Source organism: Microbulbifer mixtoriginis (SeqCode) (assembly GCF_052467235.1).
In genome coordinates, this window is sequence record NZ_CP174305.1 from 2,471,117 (window position 1) to 2,488,835 (window position 17,719).

Below are 17,719 nucleotides of genomic sequence, written 5' to 3' on the forward strand. Positions count from 1 at the left end.
TAATTGTCATAAGTTGCAGCACTCCCGTACACTTGCTGCAGTGACAATAACCAACCGCCAAATAACCCGACAGATATAATTACTTTGTCCACGGAAAACTCCAGCCCCTCCCTCGAGGCACCCAGTACAGCAGATCACGGCTCTGTAGGTCTTGTAACAGCAAAGAGCCATAAGTTTTGTGAACCTCTGCAGCTGGCCTGCGGGCGTGTTTTACAGGACTACACCTTAGTCTATGAAACCTATGGCGAAATGAATGCCGATAAAAGTAACGCGGTGTTGATTTGCCATGCGTTATCCGGTCACCACCATGCTGCGGGCAGACACAGCCCCGAGGACAAGCGCCCAGGGTGGTGGGACCACTATATCGGTCCCGGCAAGCCCATTGATACCAATAGGTTTTTTGTGGTGGCGGTCAATAACTTGGGCGGCTGCCATGGTTCTACCGGGCCCGTCTCTATCAATCCCGCCACGGGTAAACCCTGGGGCCCGGATTTTCCCTCCTTGCGAGTGCGCGACTGGGTACACAGCCAGGCGCGCTTGGCAGATATTCTTGGCATAGAGCAGTGGGCCGCAGTGATTGGTGGCAGTCTGGGGGGAATGCAGGCCATGCGTTGGTCTCTGGAGTACCCGGAACGCTTGCGCCATTGCGTGGTGATTGCTTCGGCGTTGAAACTCTCGGCGCAGAATATTGCTTTCAATGAGACCGCACGTCAGGCGATAACCTCGGATCCGGATTTCTGTGCAGGGCGCTATCAGGAGGAGGGGAAACTGCCACGTGGAGGTTTGGCCGTCGCGCGCATGATTGGCCACATTACCTATCTTTCCGATGATGGTTTGGCGCATAAATTTGGTCGTGAACTGCGTTCCGGCAGCTTCCAGCAGGGCGTTGACGAAGAGGTGGAGTTCCAGATTCAGAGTTATTTGCGCTACCAGGGTGATAGCTTTTCCAGCAGTTTCGATCCAAATACCTACATCCTTATGACACGAGCGCTGGATATTTTTGATCTCGCACGGGAGTACAACGACGACCCAGTAGCGGCTTTTGCCCATGCGCGTTGCCGCTTCCTGTTGATCTCCTTCACTTCGGACTGGCGCTTCGCCCCCAGCCGCTCGCGGGAAATCGCCGATGCGTTGATGCACGCCAATCGGGCGGTGAGTTATGCAGAAATAGAGTCCTCCATGGGACACGATGCCTTCCTGTTGCCAAATAAGCGCTACGAGGGCGTCTTTCGTGCCTACATGCAGCGTGTAGCGCTGGAGCACAAAGCAGGGCAGCCCGCATGCGTATAGATCTCAATGTAATCCAGGAATGGATAGCACCCGCAAGCCGAGTACTCGATCTGGGCTGTGGTGATGGTGAACTGCTGGAACAGTTGCAGAAGAACAAAGACGTTGTTGGTTACGGACTGGAAATAGATGCGCAGCAGATACACCGTTGTGTGCAGCGTGGGGTCAATGTCGTCGAGCAAAACCTCGATGCGGGGCTTACCAATTTCGCCGATGCCAGTTTCGATACCGTGGTAATGACCCAGGCCCTGCAAACCTTGAGGCACCCGCATCTGGTGGTGGGTGAAATGTTACGAGTTGGGCGCGACTGTATTATCACCTTCCCCAACTTTGGCCAGTGGAAGGCCCGCTGGCACCTGGCTTTTTCTGGGCGTATGCCGGTTTCCGATTTATTACCATTTGAATGGTATGACACACCCAATATTCATTTTTGTACTTTTCGAGACTTCGAGGTGCTGTGCGGGCAGAACGATTGGACTATTTTGCACCGCCAGGTAGTATCTGAGTCGAAATTAGGGGTGGTCTTTAAAGACTTTTTGCCAAATTTATTCGGTGAGACCGCGATATACCACCTGACTCGCTAAACTAATATCTGCGCCAAGTTTTTGTTCCGGGTCTCTGGGGCAAACTGCTGATATGGGTGATTATCGCTCTGGCCAAACTGCCGGGTCTGCCCGGTTATTCAGTTGAAAGGGCGCTCATAACAATTGGAGGTGACCCGTGAACCGCATCTTTAATGTCGCTGCCGCTCTTACGCTGCTCTTCCTGACCGCTAGTGCCATGGCACAACAGGCCCGTGTTATTAAGAATTACGAGGACTTCGGAGATTACCGGGTGATTTTCTCGGTGTTCAACAGTGACTTTATCCAGCCGGACATCGCCCAACAGTACCAACTGGTGAGGGCTAAAGACCGCGCCTACGTGAATGTCTCTGTGGTGAAAAAAGATGGTGGTACCAAGGGCCTTAGTGCGGAGATGTCTGGCAATGCGACAAACCTGATTCAGCAGTCGCGACCGCTGAAGTTTAAAGAAATTCGGGAAGGCGACGCGGTTTACTATTTGGCACCCTTGCGCTTTGAAAAAGAGGAAACTCTCACCTTCAATGTGGATGTGACCCTGCCCAATGGCAAGAAACAGACGATTTCCTTCCGTCGCAAGCTCTAGCGGCAATGGTGAATGACCTGGGTGAGCGATTCTCTCTGTTTATACGGCTGCAATAAGCTGTGTGATCACAGAAAGACATCTCAATTAAACTGAATCCTTTGCGGGCCCAGAGCCCGTTTTTTATTTGATACAGCATGTTAAAAAGAATTGTTTTGGCCAGCGGTAACGCCGGCAAATTGCGAGAATTTTCCCAACTCTTCAACAGCTGGGACATTGAGGTTCTGCCACAGTCTGAATTCGGTGTGAGTGATGCAGAGGAGACCGGGCTCAGCTTTATTGAAAATGCCCTGATCAAAGCACGTCACGCCAGCCGCATTAGCGGCCTCCCGGCGCTAGCCGATGACTCTGGGTTGGCAGTGGATGTGCTCGGTGGTGCGCCGGGAATCTATTCGGCGCGATATTCCGGCGAAGGTGCTACAGATGCACGCAATAACAGCAAGCTGCTTGAGGCCTTGCAAGGGATCGAAGAGGTGCGTCGTGGTGCCAGTTTTCATTGTGCACTAGCCTTTGTACGCAGTTTTGATGACCCGGTCCCCCTAGTATGTAGTGCCCAGTGGCGCGGCCGTATACTCAATGAGCCTGCCGGTGAGCAGGGCTTTGGCTACGACCCCCTGTTCTTTGTGGATGCGGAAGGGATGACCTCTGCGCAGATGCCGAGAGAGCTGAAAAACCGCATTAGCCACCGCGCCCAGGCAGTGGTGGCATTTGAAACGATGTGGCAGGAAACTATGCTGGGTGCCGATCTTGCAGGATAGAAACCATAGTTTGCAGTTACCGCCGCTTAGCCTTTACGTACATATCCCGTGGTGTGTGCGCAAATGTCCCTACTGTGATTTCAACTCCCACCAGGCGAGCAGAGATCATACGGATACGGAGTATGCTCTCCCACAGGCGGACTATGTGGCGCAACTGCGCCGTGATTTGATCAGCCAGCTGCCTTGGGTGCAGGGACGCAAGCTGCGCTCGATTTTCTTTGGTGGTGGTACCCCGAGCCTGTTTTCTCCCGAAGCAATCGGCCAGATCCTGATAATGGCTGAGGAGCTGGTTGGCTTCAGTGAGAATATTGAAATAACTTTGGAAGCCAATCCGGGTACTTTCGAGCAAGCTAAATTCACCGGCTATCGGGCCGCAGGGGTTAATAGACTCTCGATTGGCGTGCAGAGTTTTAGCAGTAGCCAGTTGCACAATCTGGGCCGTATCCACAGCGGTGAAGAGGCCAGTGAGGCCCTAGGGATGGCGCGGAAGGCCGGCTTCGATAATATCAATCTCGATCTGATGCATGGCCTGCCTGGACAGACAGAGGCTGAGGCTCTGGAAGACCTGCAGCGCGCTGTCTCCCTGGCGCCTGAACATATCTCCTGGTACCAATTAACCATTGAACCCAATACAGCGTTCTACAGCGCTCCCCCCTCGACACCGGGGTCACAGCTGATCGCCAGTATGCAGAGCCACGGGCGCGAGTTCCTTGCCTCGGAGGGATACTTTCGCTACGAGGTGTCCGCCTACAGTGGCAGGGGACTGGAGTCGCGCCACAACCTCAACTATTGGGGCTTTGGCGATTACCTGGGCATTGGTGCCGGAGCCCATGGCAAGGTCAGCTTGCCCGCAGAGGGGAAGATATTGCGCAGTCGCCGTACGCGAACTCCAAGAGACTACCTATCCATTGCACCCCGGGGAGGGGAGTTGTTGCAGCGCGCACTGGCTGAGCCCCATATTGATTCAATAGAGTTCAGCGATTTGCCCCTTGAGTTCTTGATGAACGCCCTGCGCCTGGTCGAGGGTGTACCGGTAGATACTTTTGAGCGCTATACCGGCCTATCATTGGAGGCTCTGCAGCGACATTGGCCGGGGCTGATGGCTATGGATCTGGTACAGCCGCTGGAGCGCCGTATTGCTGCCAGTGCCTTTGGCTTTGACTATCTTGATGAGATTCTTCAGCGGTTTTTGGAGCAGGCCTGATATCTGAGCAGGGCTTGAAAACGGAATTAATGCCCCAAACTCTGGGCTGATCGGCGCAGTACAGCTGTATTACCACAGCCGGCATCGTGAGATGATGCGCCTGCGGTGTCCCCGCATCGAGTAACTAAAGAACAGGAAAGCATTATGAGCGAGCACGCAATCATCAACGTAACCGACGCTGAGTTTGAAGCCGAGGTTCTCAAGGCTGAAGGTCCGGTGCTGGTGGACTTCTGGGCGCAATGGTGCGGTCCGTGCAAAATGATCGCTCCGGTCCTGGAAGACCTCTCTGGTCACTATGGCGAAAAATTGAAAATCGTCAAAGTTGACGTGGATGCCAACAAAGAAACCCCGGCAAAGTACAACGTACGCGGTATTCCTACCCTGCTGCTGTTTAAAGGTGGCAATGTGGAAGGCACTAAGGTTGGCGCCCTGTCTCGAGCCCAGTTGACCGAGTTTATCGATAGCCAGCTTTAATCCCGGTTAATTCATCCTGCAAAGAAGGCAAATTTCTTTGCAGGATGGGAAACACCCGTTATACTGGCTGTAATTCTGTAATAGTTCAGTCAGCTGTGAATCCAGTGACGACCAGCTGAAGAAAACGCCCCCCCATAGGTCCCTGACTATTCCCGGCGTATTTATTCCTCGAATTGAGCTTAATTGAGACGGCTTTCCCTATAACGTTTAGTGTTGGAAAGCTAAAGCCAATGAGTATTACGCTTTTGAAAGGCATGGAGTCCTGGAGTACCGGGCAAATAAACGAGCAAATCTCTGATTTTCAAACCCCTCCTCAAATTATTTCCGGCGTGTCCGCGCCAATGACAACAGAAACCTTAATAAGCAATTGGTATGAATCTCTCCGAATTAAAAACCAAACCCATTGAAGAGTTGATTGAAATAGCCAAAGGCATGGGCCTGGAAAACCTGGCCCGGTCGCGTAAACAGGATATTATTTTTAATATTCTCAAACGCCACGCCAAAAGCGGTGAAGATATTTACGGTGATGGCGTACTGGAAATCCTTCAGGATGGTTTTGGATTTTTGCGTTCCGCTGATTCCTCCTATCTCGCGGGTCCGGATGATATCTATGTTTCCCCCAGCCAAATTCGTCGATTTAATTTGCGCACGGGTGACTCAATTTCCGGAAAAATTCGCCCACCAAAAGAGGGTGAGAGATATTTCGCTCTATTAAAGGTTAACGAAATTAATTTCGATAAACCGGAAAATGCCCGCAATAAGATTCTTTTTGAAAACCTCACCCCGCTTTTCCCCAACGATCGCTTAACCCTGGAATGTGGAAATGGCTCTTCCGAAGACCTGATTGGCCGCATTATTGATCTGGTTGCGCCGATTGGTAAGGGCCAGAGGGGTTTGATCGTGGCGCCGCCAAAAGCCGGTAAAACGATTATGTTGCAGAATATGGCTCAGGCTATCACGCGCAACAATCCGGAGTGCCACCTTATTGTCCTGCTGATCGATGAGCGCCCGGAAGAAGTTACCGAAATGCAGCGCTCGGTGCGCGGAGAAGTGGTTGCCTCTACATTTGATGAGCCTCCGGCACGTCACGTACAGGTTGCCGAGATGGTTATCGAAAAGGCCAAGCGCCTGGTAGAGCACAAGAAAGACGTGGTCATCCTGTTGGACTCTATTACCCGTCTGGCGCGTGCCTATAACACCACGGTACCCAGTTCCGGTAAGGTATTGACTGGTGGTGTGGATGCCCACGCCCTCGAGAGACCTAAGCGTTTCTTCGGCGCTGCACGGAATATTGAAGAAGGCGGAAGTCTGTCTATTATTGCTACTGCACTGATTGATACTGGCTCGAAGATGGACGAGGTGATTTTCGAGGAGTTTAAAGGCACGGGTAATATGGAGTTGCAGTTGGATCGTAAGATCGCGGAAAAACGTGTTTATCCGGCAATTAATGTTCGACGCTCGGGAACACGTCGAGAAGAGCTGCTGATGCCTGAGGGCGAGCTGCAGCGGGTATGGATCCTGCGCAAGTTACTACATGATATGGAAGATGTTGCCTCAACTGAATTCCTGGTGGACAAGCTGAAAGACTTCAAGACAAATGACGAATTCTTCCTGTCCATGAAACGGAAATAATTTTTTTATATAAAAGGCGCCCATATCGGCGCCTTTTATATTCTGGTTTGCACAAAGTGATTATTTGCGCGAATTAATGTTGAAAAGGCGAGCTATAAGGCATATAAAGTTCCACATCGTGGCGCTGGGTATGAAATTTATAGTTTGGCGCCCGACCGAATTGGCCCAGGGATAACCCCGCAAAGGGCCAATCTCAAATGGATAATCTGGTGGAGCTGGTTATTCATTTGTGACTGCACGACAGCCCACACATCTAGTGAGAACCTTTTGTGAATATCTATATTGGAAATCTGGCCTACGCGGTAACCTCTGACGACCTGCACGAAGCTTTCGGCGCATTCGGAGAAATCTCTCGGGCTACTGTTATTACTGACCGTGAGACTGGCCGCTCTAAGGGCTTCGGTTTCGTAGAAATGCCTAACGACGACGAAGCGCGCAAAGCGATCGAAGAGATGAACGACCAGCCTCTGTCTGGCCGTAACATCCGCGTGAACGAAGCTAAGCCTCGCGAAGATCGTCCGCGTCGCCCTCGCTTCTAAGCTACGGCTAGCTTAAGTTTTTTGCGACCCGCAGCATTTTGTTTGCGGGTCGTTTCTTCCTTTTCTCAATTGGCACCCTATCCTGGGGGCTGTTCCCTATTTTGTAATTTCTGTTTTACACTGCTCGCTGGATTTTTCTTCTTGACCGGCAGCCCATGAAATACAAAGACCTGCGTGATTTTATCCAATTGTTGGAAAAGCGTGGCCAGCTCAAACGGATTAAATTCCCTGTAGACCCCAATCTGGAAATGACAGAAATCTCTGATCGCGTTCTGCGCTCGGGAGGTCCTGCATTACTTTTTGAAAATCCTATCGGTTTTGATACTCCGGTGCTCGCCAATCTGTTTGGCACCACTGAGCGAGTAGCGCTTGGGATGGGGCGTGAGAGTATTGATGACCTACGTGAGGTGGGTGAATTACTCGCCTTTCTCAAGGAACCTCAACCGCCTGAGAATTTGCGCGATGCCTGGGAAAAATTGCCGGTTTTCAAGCAAGTGCTCAATATGGGGCCGAAAGTGGTCAAGGGAGCAGCCTGTCAGCAGGTGGTAGTAGATAAAGCTCACTTAGACCTCACCAAATTGCCAATTCAGACCTGCTGGCCGGGAGATGCGGCTCCATTGGTAACCTGGCCATTGGTGATCACTCGTGGGCCAGAGAAGAAGCGCCAAAACCTGGGTATTTATCGCATGCAGTTAATCGGTAAAAACCGACTGATAATGCGTTGGCTCAGCCACCGGGGAGGTGCGCTGGATTACCGTGATTGGTGCCGGAAGCACCCCGGGGAGCCCTATCCTGTAGCTGTAGCACTTGGTGCAGATCCGGCCACAATACTGGGAGCAGTGACCCCGGTACCGGATAGCCTGTCGGAATACGCCTTTGCCGGGCTATTGCGTGGAGATAAAACCGAAGTAACTGGTGCATTGCTCAGTGATCTGCAGGTTCCCGCCAGTGCTGAGTATGTGTTGGAAGGTTTTATCTACCCCGATGACATGGCCGATGAAGGCCCCTATGGGGATCATACGGGCTATTACAATGAGGTGGACCGTTTCCCGGTGTTTACGGTGGAGAAAATCACCCACCGGAAAAACCCCATCTATCACAGTACTTACACTGGCCGTCCGCCGGATGAACCCGCGATCCTGGGCGAGGCGCTCAATGAAGTATTTGTGCCTATTTTGCAGAAACAATTTCCTGAAATTGTCGATTTTTACCTGCCACCTGAAGGCTGCTCCTATCGGCTAGCTGTAGTAACTATGAAAAAGCAGTATCCCGGACATGCCAAAAGGGTAATGATGGGAGTCTGGTCTTTCCTGCGCCAGTTTATGTATACCAAGTTTGTTATCGTTACCGATGATGATGTGAATGCAAGAGATTGGAAAGATGTAATTTGGGCTATGACAACCCGTATGGACCCCGCGCGTGATACGGTGATGGTGGAAAATACCCCGATTGATTATCTGGATTTTGCCTCGCCGGTTTCTGGCTTGGGTTCGAAGATTGGTTTTGATGCTACTAATAAATGGCAGGGAGAAACCAACAGAGAGTGGGGTAATCCTATCGAGAGAGATCCGCAGGTGGTCCAGAGAGTCGATGAAATCTGGTCCAAGCTAGGTTTTGAATAATTACTGGTGCTACTTTATTTTAGTTGGTCTTCCATAGGGCGTCCCAAGAGGCGCTCTAGTTGCTAATTTCTTAGCATTTAACCATTTCCATATTCCCGCATCCATATATAAAGCTGATAACGTCAAATCTCGGTATCAGCTTTATGGCCGTCTTTGATTAATTGTGGGGAATATTTAAATGAGAGTACTTTATGCTGTCAGCTTAATGATTGTTGGCGTTTTCGGATTTTGGGCTATATTGCCAAGCCAGCAGGAGAGAAGCGCCGAGATTACCAATATTGAAGAATTTCTGCCCACAATTATGAAAGAGGCGGCTATTCCTGGTATGGCCGTCTCAAGAGTAAAAGACGGTAAGCTTGTTTTTCAGCAAGTCTACGGAATGGCGGATGTGGAATCTGGTGAGGCAGTTACCCAGAATACCCCTTTTAATATCGCATCAATTAGCAAACCTATTATGGGCGTAACGTTATTGCAATTGGTCGATAATGGAAATTTGGAGCTCAATCGGGATATCAATACCTATTTACCATTTAAGGTGGATAATCCACATACAAGGGGTGAAAAAATTACTTTAAGAAATCTGGCAAGTCACACTGCAGGTATTGCGGATTACTATGACTATGCCACTTATTCTGAAAACCGCGACCCAGAAATTAGTCTTGAGCAACACCTCCGTGCTCTCCTTACTAAGGAAGGTAGTCTGTACAATAATGGAGACCATTATCTGAAATCTATGCCGGGGAAAAGACGGCAATACAGTAATTTATCTGCAGGTTTGGCGGGCCTTCTAGTGGAGTCTGCAATAGGCCAAACCCTCGCTGACTATAGCAAGGATACCCTTTTTCACCGTTTGGAAATGGAAAGTGCAAGCTGGAAACTTAATGGGATGGATCTGAATTCTATAGCTGTGCCTTATAAAGTAGAGCAATGTGTGCCATTTGTCGGCCTGTGTACTGATGATGAATCAAGCAAAATAAATTATTTTGTGGGAAGGTTTATTAAGCCACCTTTCGAATATAAAAAATTTCATCCATATCCTCACAATGGTAATCCACAGTATCCGGATGGTGGTGTTCGCGTAAGTATTGCAGACCTTAGTGATTTCCTACTGGCAGTCCTTCATAACCGGGATAAATCAGGGGCGAAACTCTTGTCTGATACCATGTATGAAGAAATGTTTCGTTTGCAGTTGCCCAAATCGGTTTCTGATTCGCAACGCTTTTTTTGGAGAGATCGCGATGGGCTTGTGGGGCATATGGGGTCAGATCTGGGGGTTTTTACTGCTATGTATTTTGACCCAGACCGTAAGGATGGCTTTATTATACTAATGAACCGTGGTATGGATAGTAAGTCAGCCGAGGCGATGAGGCATATTGCCAAGCGCTTAGTGCAAATATAATAATCATAAATAAGATAAAATAATCAAGATTTTATCTGAAATTTCTCAAAATCCATTAATAGGTTTTTCGGTGATTGAGGAAGTTCCAATGGGTATCATTGGGTTGAGCTCTCTCACTATAGGAAAAGGAGTACCAATTATGATTAGAGCCAAAGAGGATATAATTAAATTTCTTTCTGTCGTCCTGTGTTGTTTTCCACTTATGGTGAATGCAGAAGAGACTAACCTGAAGAGTAAGGAAGCTTTCGAACGAATAAAATCACTTAGCGGAGACTGGAAAAAGGAAGGCGATACTGGGGGGGATTTTTATATTAAATTTTCCCAGACTGCCGGAGCCTCTGTTTTGGTAGAGAATTGGCTGTATAAGGGTAAATCTCATTCGCTCACTATCTATCATATGGATAATGGCAATTTATTGGCAACCCACTATTGCCCTCAAGGAAATCAGCCCCGTTTGCAGCTTAGTTCAAGTGGTGAAAGAGGACAGCTGGTATTTTCTTTCAAAGATGCTACCAATCTTTTGGATTTAGAAGCCAATCACCAACATAGTTTGGGCTTTGAGTGGTTGGAGAGTGAAGGGATCATCCGTACAGAGAGCTATATGGAAAATGGAGCTCTAAAGCCTTCGAGTATGCGTCTAGTACGTAAGTAAACTGTCAAATCAATCAATTCTGTATATCACTCTTTCTTGCAATAAAGCTGGTAGTGATTCTTCTGCCAGCTTTTTTTGTGTGTCTAATTCAACCAAATGTGACTTAGGTAGTATGATGTAATCTCTTCTATACTTCGATGCTATATTGCATGTTAATTATGCAGTCGACCAATATATTTAACATTTGATGACATTCTTGTCTGGCTTTTAGTGGTCGATAAACAAATTACATCATGATGGTCCTGGGGATTAGGGCAAATAATTACAATATGAGGGAGGGGTGATAAATGGAATTGATTCTTTTTGTAATCATTATGGTGGCAGTCTTAGTCCTGCCATTAAAAATGGCTGCTGCCATGATGGGGGCGAGAAATACAGGAGTTTTCCACTGTCTTTTTGCTTTATTGTTGGCATTAATTGTACAGAGAATAGTGGGCGGCATGTTGCCCGGTGTGAGTGACAGCGCCGGGGTTCTCTTGACTATTCCACTGGCGGCTATTGCCTATATGTTGGTATTGGGTACTGGATTTTTGAAAGCAATAATTATTGCGATTCTGCAGGGAATAATTACTTTCCTAGCGATGCTTCTTTTTGCTGGTATGTTCGCAAATATCTAATAGCTTCGGGCAATTTTTTTCTTATTCAGCTTGGTCAGGTGGCTTTCAAATAGCTTTTTTACGGATGTCTTCTGTTCCTGATCCAAGTTATCTCTCCCTCTAAGTGGTGCTGTTTTATAAATTTTTCTTTTTTTCTGGTGTAAAGGTAAACAGAAGCTTCGCTGCTTTACGGTATAGATTTAGTGAAAATCCCCAAGCTAGAGAATTTTATTGCTGTCTGGAAAGCTTTTATTTTTCCATTGAGGCTATTTCAGTCATGTGGGGCTGATTTAGGTTGAAAGGAATTTATCAATCGGAATCCCGCTGAGTCTCCTCCTTAAGGAACTGGCTCAGGGATTCGAAATAATCGTTGAAGGCCTCGAACTGCGGTATGTGCCCGACCCCATCAAGTTCTGTTAACTTCGCATCTGGAATAATGGCAGCCGCTTTTTTACCCAATAGGTCATAACGCCCCAGAGCCTTTTTAATGGGTTCGGCAGCGCGGGTGCGGCCAATCGCGGTGCGATCCCGGGTACCGATAATCAGTAAGATAGGTACAGTGAGATCTGCGAATTCATAGATAACCGGCTGTGTGAAAACCATTTCTGAAGTGAGGGCATCAATCTTGGCTATATGCTTAGAATCAGGGCCCAGTGACCAGCCGGCCTGAATATCGAGTAGGGAATCGTAGGACTTCCTCCATTTCCCATCAAAATAGGCCCTGGACATATAGCTCTTAATCCCTTCGGGTGTTTGTGCCTGCTCTCTAAGGATGGCTTGTTCCAGGGGTTCGTATGGTACGACGCGCTTCCAGTCCTCCAAGCCGATTGGGTTTACCAAGGCGAGCTTTCTCACCATCCCCGGGTACATTAAAGAAAAGCGTGTAGCCAGCATGCCTCCCATGGAGTGACCAACTACAGAAACCTGATCCACTTTGAGTTTGTCGAGCAGAAATTTGGTATCTGTAGCCATACCGTGCAGGTTGTATTGCATCAATGGCTTACTGGACTTTCCGAAGCCAATTTGGTCTGGAGCAATAACACGGTAGCCCTGTTCTGTGAGCGCGGCGATACTATCTTTCCAGTAGGCGCCGGAAAAATTTTTACCGTGCAGAAGCAGTACTGTTCCCTTAGAGGGTACAAGCTTGTTCGCAGAAATATCCATATAGGCCATGGCCACAGGCTGGCTTAATTTGGATAGCTCTAGAGTCTTAACCGGATAGGGGTACTCGTAGTCACTCAGCAGCTTATCTTGTGGCTGGATTGGGTTGTCAGCAGCCAGCGTCACCTGTGATAAGAGAATGGAAAATAAAATAGCGAAGGATGAGAGATATTGCTGTGACGGTGTCATGGAGCAAGCCTCAAAAAGGATGCGGAGGCTTACTACTATGGGGCAAATAGTATAACAGGAAAAGGGCCCAGATTATCTGGACCCTTGGAGAAACGGTTAGGCGTGTACCCCGAGCAGGGGTTTGTCCTGACTGGGCATGGATACAGGAGGTAAGTTTGGAACAGCTTGCATCAGCCCTTCCTCAAACAAGCGCGAGGCTTTGTCCTTCTCGCCGAGTGCTTTAAATAGTCGTGCCAGTTCTGCAGAGGTTGCGGGGTCCTGACGTAACAACAGGCTCTTCTCAAAATACTGTTGTGCCTTTCCCCACAGCTCGTTGCGTAAGCTCAGGCGCCCGAGACAGGTGAGCAGGTCGGCACTCTCACCATATTCCTTGAGCCAGCCCTCTGCAGCAGAGAGCTGAGCCGCTGCGTCGGCACCGGTAAGGCGGCCGTATAGATCGGCCAGCTTGGGAGCCCACTCTCGGTTTAGTAGCCAACGCAGGTGTTTTTCCGCGGCACTGTCATCACCGCTTTGGTGCAGCAGACGGGCAAAGAGACTGCGAAGCTCTACGTTGCGTTGCCAGCGGCCATTCAGGCCGTGCCAGATGTCATGTAGTTTCTCTCTGTCGTTTCGGTTTGCGGCTTCGATGAGTTGATGTTCGTAGACTTCCCGCTCTAGTTTTTGTCGGTCTTCTTCGGACATATTGGCGTGTTTTTCTAATTCAGGGAGAAGTTCTCTCAGGTTGCTCCAGTCCCCCAAAGCGTAATAGGCCTGCTTGAGCATCTGTAGCAGAGCCGGGTGCTTAGGTTCTAATTGCTTGGCTCGCTTGAGGCTGGCGATACACTGTTCGTAGTGTTTATCCTGTAGCTGCATACGGGCCTGGCTCAAAGCCACTGCCAAGCCAGTGTCATCGCCACAGGCTTCGGCTTTTGCCAGCAACTCATTGGCTTCTTCGCGAAATCCAAGCTCATGAGCGCTGCGCGCGGCAGCCAGGTAATTAATCAGTGGCGCCTCGGAGCGCGGCGCACTTTTTAAAAGTTGTCGTCGGGCACGTGACCAGTTGCCCTCCATAAACTCCACCAGGCCACTAGTGAGACGTCTGCGGGCGACCCGCTGGCGACCAAAGCGCAGGCGATCGACGCTGCCGCGCACAGCGCGAAAGAGACTGCGGCTTATCCAGGTGAGAAGAAACAGGGCGAGCAAAAGGGCAACTAGCGCGACTATGGCGAACCAGAGATTCATCTCATAGCCTTTGTTGAGTTCGCCACCGAAGCCGATTACCAAATACCCGGGGTAATTCTGATTTATCTGCGGCAGTAAGGCGCCGAGAAGTAATAGGGCGACAGCAGCAAAAAGGACCTTTCTCACTGGCTGACCTCCTCGGTGGTGCCGGTGCCATACCCTGACGTTTTGTGCAGCCGCTCAATGTAATTGTAGAGAGCCACCTGTGAGGCATTCAGATCTGGCATTTGCGCCTGAATGGGCTGTTTGCTGAGTTCTGCCAGTTGTTGCGCGAGTGTGTTGCGCTGGGAATTGGCTGTGCCATAAGTCAGAAGCAGCTCGCGGGCGCTATCAAGAGCGTCCTTGTAAACGGTGCTATCGCCGCGCAATAGAGCCAGTTGTGCCTGCTCCATATTTAGACGCAGGGTTTGGCGAAAGCGTGCCTCGCTTTGAGGGGAGAGCATTACCGGGTTGATATCGCCATCGATGGGGCGAACAGAGTCGCGTAGGAAGTTGGTAAAATTTTTCCAGCTGCGCTCCCATGCGGATTGGTTATCCTGCGTGGGCTCTGCTTTTGCCACCTCCCTTGGAGTTTGGGCCATATCGAATTGCGGCTGTATAGAGGCGCGGATCAACTGCTCTTCCAGGGCGCGCAAGCGTAAATAGAGGCCTTCTCGATCGATATTTTCCACGAGTTTCAAAGCGGTGATATCCCGTGCCAACTGTTGGCGCACTCCGTAGAGATCGGGAAGATTTACTTGGCGCAAAATGGTGTCGACCTTTTCAACAAGGCCCAGAGCGGCGCGGCTATTATCTTCAAGCATCAGCCGTTGATTGGCCATTCGCAATAGGTAGTCGGCCTCGGCCAGCTGCCAGTCCTCCCGGCTCACATTACCGAGCTCACTGAGCCGGTTGCCCTGGGCGGTGAGGCTGCGCTGAAGAGCCGCTAGCTGTTGCTGTAGCTGCAAAATAGTGCGCGTTTGCGATTGTATTTGATTGCGCAACTCAGTATCTGTCTGTTGAAGTTGATCAAGCTGCTGGTTCTGTGGGGAGACGCTCGGCGCTTCTGCCTGCTGGGGTTCTATGGAAGGAGGTTCGGCAGTAGATTGTGCAGCGGGTGCAGTAGAAGTTATCCCTTCGCGGGCTTGGCTGGAAGTATCAGGCCCGGTAGAAATATTTGGCGATGTGACTTCACCTTGTGATTCGGCTTTCTGTGTGGACACAGTTTGTTTGGCAGGGAAAAAGTCCAGCTGTGCGATGCGGTTGCGCAGTTGGGGCCAGCTGTACCAGGCAAAAGCGATCAAAGCGATAAGCAGCAGAATAAAGACCAGCCACCACCAATGCCCACCGCCCTTTTTAGGCATCACATTTTTAGCGGCCTTATCAGTTTTGCCTTCTGCTGCTTTGGCAAAATTGCTCTTGCTCCCCCCCTTGTCCAGTGCATCGGAAGTGAGTTCGTTAGCCGGGGTGGAAGGATTGTCCTTGGGTTTTTCGTTGGTCATGGGCTTGGGGCGCAGCTGGTAATTGTCGTCGAATTATAGCGAGTGGCACCGACCATAATAGCGCCGGTGGCGTCGTTTTGAGATTTTTAACCCAATAGGGCAGCAAATTCGAGAGCAATTCAGTTTAGCGCCCTGAGCAGTGCCTCTAGCATAGCGCTGTCTCCGGCATTCTGAGCACTGCTGGTATAGATAAAACCCAGAGAACGGGCTTGCTCCGCGACGCGCGCGCTGGGACAGATAAGGGCAGCCTGGAGGAGGTGCGCGCAATTTGCACGCTCAATGCAGCTGTGTAGGTTCGCGAGAGTCTCGCCACTGTGGACCGTGATGGCATCCGGAGTGAAAGAATACCCCGCCAAATCCGCTGGGGCATCTGCAGGTAGGGACCTACGGTAGAGTTCACAGTAATCCACACGCCCACCCCGTGCGCGCAAGGTGTCGCCAATAAGAGTGCGTCCGCCAGTGCCGCGGAAGATCAGTACCCGAAGTCCTGAAACCTCTTGTAGGGTGGGGAGGGCGAGCAGGTCCTCGGAAGTCATGTGTTCGCCGCTGTACTCGCAGGGTATACCACGCATCAGTAATGCTTTAGCCGTGGCCGCGCCAATAGCGAGGTATTGTGGCCCCTGGGGTAACTGTGGCCAGTAATCCTCCAGCCAGTCGACGGCGTAGCGCACTGCATTCTGGGAGACGAAAATGGCAAAATCCACCTGGTCGAAATCGAGAATCCGTTTTTTAATGGCCTGCTGAGCCGCCTCATCAATGAGGGGCTCAATAGCCAACATAGGGATAGTGTCAACTTCCGCGCCCGTAGCGCGCAATAGCGCGCCCCAGGTGTCGGCTTGATGGGCGGGGCGCGTGGTCAGTACGCGCTTGCCTTGCAGGCGCTTGGCCATATGGATCTGTCCTGGGCTTAAATCGCGTCGAGAATTTTGTCGGCACCCTGCTCTAACAACTGTTCAGCGAGTTGAACGCCCAGAGCTTCGCCATCAATGGCTGCACCACGGATTTCGGCGCGGATCATGCGGGTGCCATCGGGGCTGCCGACCAGGCCGCGAAGCCACAGAGCGTCGCCTTCCAGCTCGGCATAACAGCCGATAGGAACCTGACAGCCGCCGTTCAGGCGCTTAACCAGTGCGCGTTCTGCACTGAGTCGCGCGGCGGTTTCATGGCAGTGCAGTGGTTGCAATAGGGCTTCCAGCTCGCTGTCTTTGCGGGCTTCGATGCCGACAGCGCCCTGGCCGCCGGCGGGCAGCAATACAGTGGAGGGGAGAAAGCTGCGAATGCGCTCACGCATCTCCAGGCGTAGCAGCCCGGCGGCAGCGAGAATAATAGCGTCGTACTCTCCCGCATCCAGTTTGGCGAGGCGAGTGTTTACGTTGCCGCGTAGGAACTTGACCTCCAGATCGGGGCGCTGCGCCAGAAGTTGGCACTGGCGGCGCAGGCTCGAAGTGCCCACAATCGCGCCTTGTGGCAGTTCCTCCAAATTGGCAAAGCGGTTGCTGACGAAGGCATCACGCGGGTCCTCGCGCTCGCAAATAACTGGCAGGTAGAGGCCTTCAGGAAATTCCATCGGCACATCCTTCATAGAATGTACGGCGATATCCGCGCGTCCCTCCAGCATGGCCACTTCCAGCTCTTTGACAAAGAGCCCTTTGCCGCCCACCTTGGTTAGGGGGATATCCAGCACCTGATCGCCACGACTGGTCATTGGCAGCAACTCTACCTCCAGCTGAGGGTGCTCCTGCTGCAGGCGATCCTTAACATAATTGGCTTGCCATAGGGCCAGGGCGCTCTCGCGCGTAGCGATGCGGATACGGGAAATGGGCATTGGGCTCGATCACTCATTTGTGTGGGCGGGTAATTCTATCAGAGCGGCGGCAGCTATGGCTCAGCTTGCACAGATTCTGGGAGCGGATATCAGGCGCGTGTGCGCAGCCAGTCCTCAAGAATGATACGCGCGGCAATGGAATCCACTGGATTGTCGGCGTAGCTGCCGCGGTGGCCGCGTTCCGCTGCCTCCTCTTTGGCTGCGCGGGTACTGAGGCGCTCATCAATCATTTCCACCGGTAGCCCGGTGCGCCCGTGCAGGCGCTGGCCAAATTTACGTGCACGAACACCAAATTCACTCTCACTGCCATCCATATTCAGTGGTAAACCCACAAGCAAATAATGTGGCTTCCACTCGTCGATCAGTCGTTGGACCTTGTCCCAGTCCGGTTTGCCGTCTTTTGCCGGCAGTGGTGGCAGCTCTTTGGCGCTGCCGGTCAGGCTCTGGCCAAAGGCGAGGCCGATGGAGCGGGTGCCAAAATCGAAGGCGAGGGCGGTAATGGGTTTACTCATCAAGGG

At 51.0% G+C, this 17,719-nt stretch carries 18 protein-coding genes; 12 read left to right on the plus strand and 6 right to left on the minus strand.

Translation table 11 applies throughout. The annotated features are described in order from the left end of the window. Positions 1-84: 84 nt before the first annotated feature. The 12 genes from metX (at position 85) to ACJJIO_RS11010 (ending at position 11,345) form a co-directional block, all read left to right on the plus strand. Positions 85-1,290 (plus strand): homoserine O-succinyltransferase MetX, encoded by a 1,206-nt coding sequence (gene metX / locus ACJJIO_RS10955; protein WP_444908493.1) that lies wholly within the window; start codon positions 85-87, stop codon positions 1,288-1,290. Next, positions 1,281-1,871, plus strand: a complete 591-nt coding sequence (gene metW / locus ACJJIO_RS10960) for a methionine biosynthesis protein MetW (RefSeq protein ID WP_252084166.1) — start codon at positions 1,281-1,283, stop codon at positions 1,869-1,871. Before metX ends, metW begins: the two co-directional genes overlap by 10 nt. 136 nt (positions 1,872-2,007) lie before the next feature. Next, positions 2,008-2,451, plus strand: a complete 444-nt coding sequence (locus tag ACJJIO_RS10965) for a DUF4426 domain-containing protein (protein ID WP_444883429.1) — start codon at positions 2,008-2,010, stop codon at positions 2,449-2,451. Positions 2,452-2,585: 134 nt separating this feature from the next. Further along, positions 2,586-3,206, plus strand: coding sequence for an RdgB/HAM1 family non-canonical purine NTP pyrophosphatase (gene rdgB / locus ACJJIO_RS10970; protein ID WP_444908494.1), 621 nt, complete (start codon positions 2,586-2,588; stop codon positions 3,204-3,206). Next, a complete protein-coding gene (gene hemW, locus ACJJIO_RS10975; RefSeq protein ID WP_444908495.1) occupies positions 3,187-4,410 on the plus strand; it encodes a radical SAM family heme chaperone HemW in 1,224 nt (407 codons plus the stop codon). Before rdgB ends, hemW begins: the two co-directional genes overlap by 20 nt. 144 nt (positions 4,411-4,554) lie before the next feature. Then, entirely contained in the window at positions 4,555-4,884 is a 330-nt protein-coding gene (gene trxA / locus ACJJIO_RS10980; protein ID WP_252084169.1) for a thioredoxin TrxA, read from the plus strand. 372 nt (positions 4,885-5,256) lie between these two features. Continuing rightward, the gene (gene rho, locus ACJJIO_RS10985; protein WP_108731406.1) at positions 5,257-6,516 is read left to right on the plus strand and encodes a transcription termination factor Rho; all 1,260 of its coding nucleotides are present in this window, start codon (positions 5,257-5,259) and stop codon (positions 6,514-6,516) included. A gap of 269 nt (positions 6,517-6,785) precedes the next feature. Beyond that, a complete protein-coding gene (rbp, locus tag ACJJIO_RS10990; RefSeq protein WP_020413665.1) occupies positions 6,786-7,055 on the plus strand; it encodes an RNA-binding regulator in 270 nt (89 codons plus the stop codon). Between the two features lie 155 nt (positions 7,056-7,210). Continuing rightward, positions 7,211-8,677: a 4-hydroxy-3-polyprenylbenzoate decarboxylase gene (ubiD, locus tag ACJJIO_RS10995; protein ID WP_444908496.1), complete on the plus strand. Its 1,467-nt coding sequence runs from the start codon at positions 7,211-7,213 to the stop codon at positions 8,675-8,677. Between the two features lie 178 nt (positions 8,678-8,855). Then, positions 8,856-10,076, plus strand: a complete 1,221-nt coding sequence (locus ACJJIO_RS11000; protein WP_444908497.1) for a serine hydrolase domain-containing protein — start codon at positions 8,856-8,858, stop codon at positions 10,074-10,076. A 139-nt stretch (positions 10,077-10,215) separates the two neighbouring features. Continuing rightward, a complete protein-coding gene (locus ACJJIO_RS11005) occupies positions 10,216-10,728 on the plus strand; it encodes a hypothetical protein (RefSeq protein ID WP_444891574.1) in 513 nt (170 codons plus the stop codon). 287 nt (positions 10,729-11,015) lie between these two features. Continuing rightward, on the plus strand, positions 11,016-11,345 hold the full coding sequence (locus ACJJIO_RS11010; protein WP_252084173.1) for a hypothetical protein: 330 nt from the start codon (positions 11,016-11,018) through the stop codon (positions 11,343-11,345). A gap of 288 nt (positions 11,346-11,633) precedes the next feature. On the opposite strand, the gene ACJJIO_RS11015 is transcribed toward ACJJIO_RS11010, so the two are convergent. The 6 genes from ACJJIO_RS11015 to ruvX form a co-directional block, all read right to left on the minus strand. Continuing rightward, positions 11,634-12,674 (minus strand): alpha/beta fold hydrolase, encoded by a 1,041-nt coding sequence (locus tag ACJJIO_RS11015; protein WP_444908498.1) that lies wholly within the window; start codon positions 12,672-12,674, stop codon positions 11,634-11,636. A 96-nt stretch (positions 12,675-12,770) separates the two neighbouring features. After that, the gene (locus ACJJIO_RS11020) at positions 12,771-14,021 is read right to left on the minus strand and encodes a heme biosynthesis HemY N-terminal domain-containing protein (RefSeq protein ID WP_444883436.1); all 1,251 of its coding nucleotides are present in this window, start codon (positions 14,019-14,021) and stop codon (positions 12,771-12,773) included. Further along, positions 14,018-15,376 carry a uroporphyrinogen-III C-methyltransferase gene (locus tag ACJJIO_RS11025; RefSeq protein ID WP_444908499.1) on the minus strand — a complete coding sequence of 453 codons (1,359 nt, stop codon included), beginning with the start codon at positions 15,374-15,376 and terminating at the stop codon, positions 14,018-14,020. Before ACJJIO_RS11025 ends, ACJJIO_RS11020 begins: the two co-directional genes overlap by 4 nt. Positions 15,377-15,495: 119 nt before the next feature. Beyond that, positions 15,496-16,266 carry a uroporphyrinogen-III synthase gene (locus ACJJIO_RS11030; RefSeq protein ID WP_444908500.1) on the minus strand — a complete coding sequence of 257 codons (771 nt, stop codon included), beginning with the start codon at positions 16,264-16,266 and terminating at the stop codon, positions 15,496-15,498. 17 nt (positions 16,267-16,283) lie between these two features. After that, positions 16,284-17,201 carry a hydroxymethylbilane synthase gene (gene hemC / locus ACJJIO_RS11035; RefSeq protein WP_252084178.1) on the minus strand — a complete coding sequence of 306 codons (918 nt, stop codon included), beginning with the start codon at positions 17,199-17,201 and terminating at the stop codon, positions 16,284-16,286. A gap of 89 nt (positions 17,202-17,290) precedes the next feature. Further along, positions 17,291-17,713 carry a Holliday junction resolvase RuvX gene (gene ruvX / locus ACJJIO_RS11040; protein ID WP_252084179.1) on the minus strand — a complete coding sequence of 141 codons (423 nt, stop codon included), beginning with the start codon at positions 17,711-17,713 and terminating at the stop codon, positions 17,291-17,293. Between the last annotated feature and the right edge of the window lie 6 nt (positions 17,714-17,719).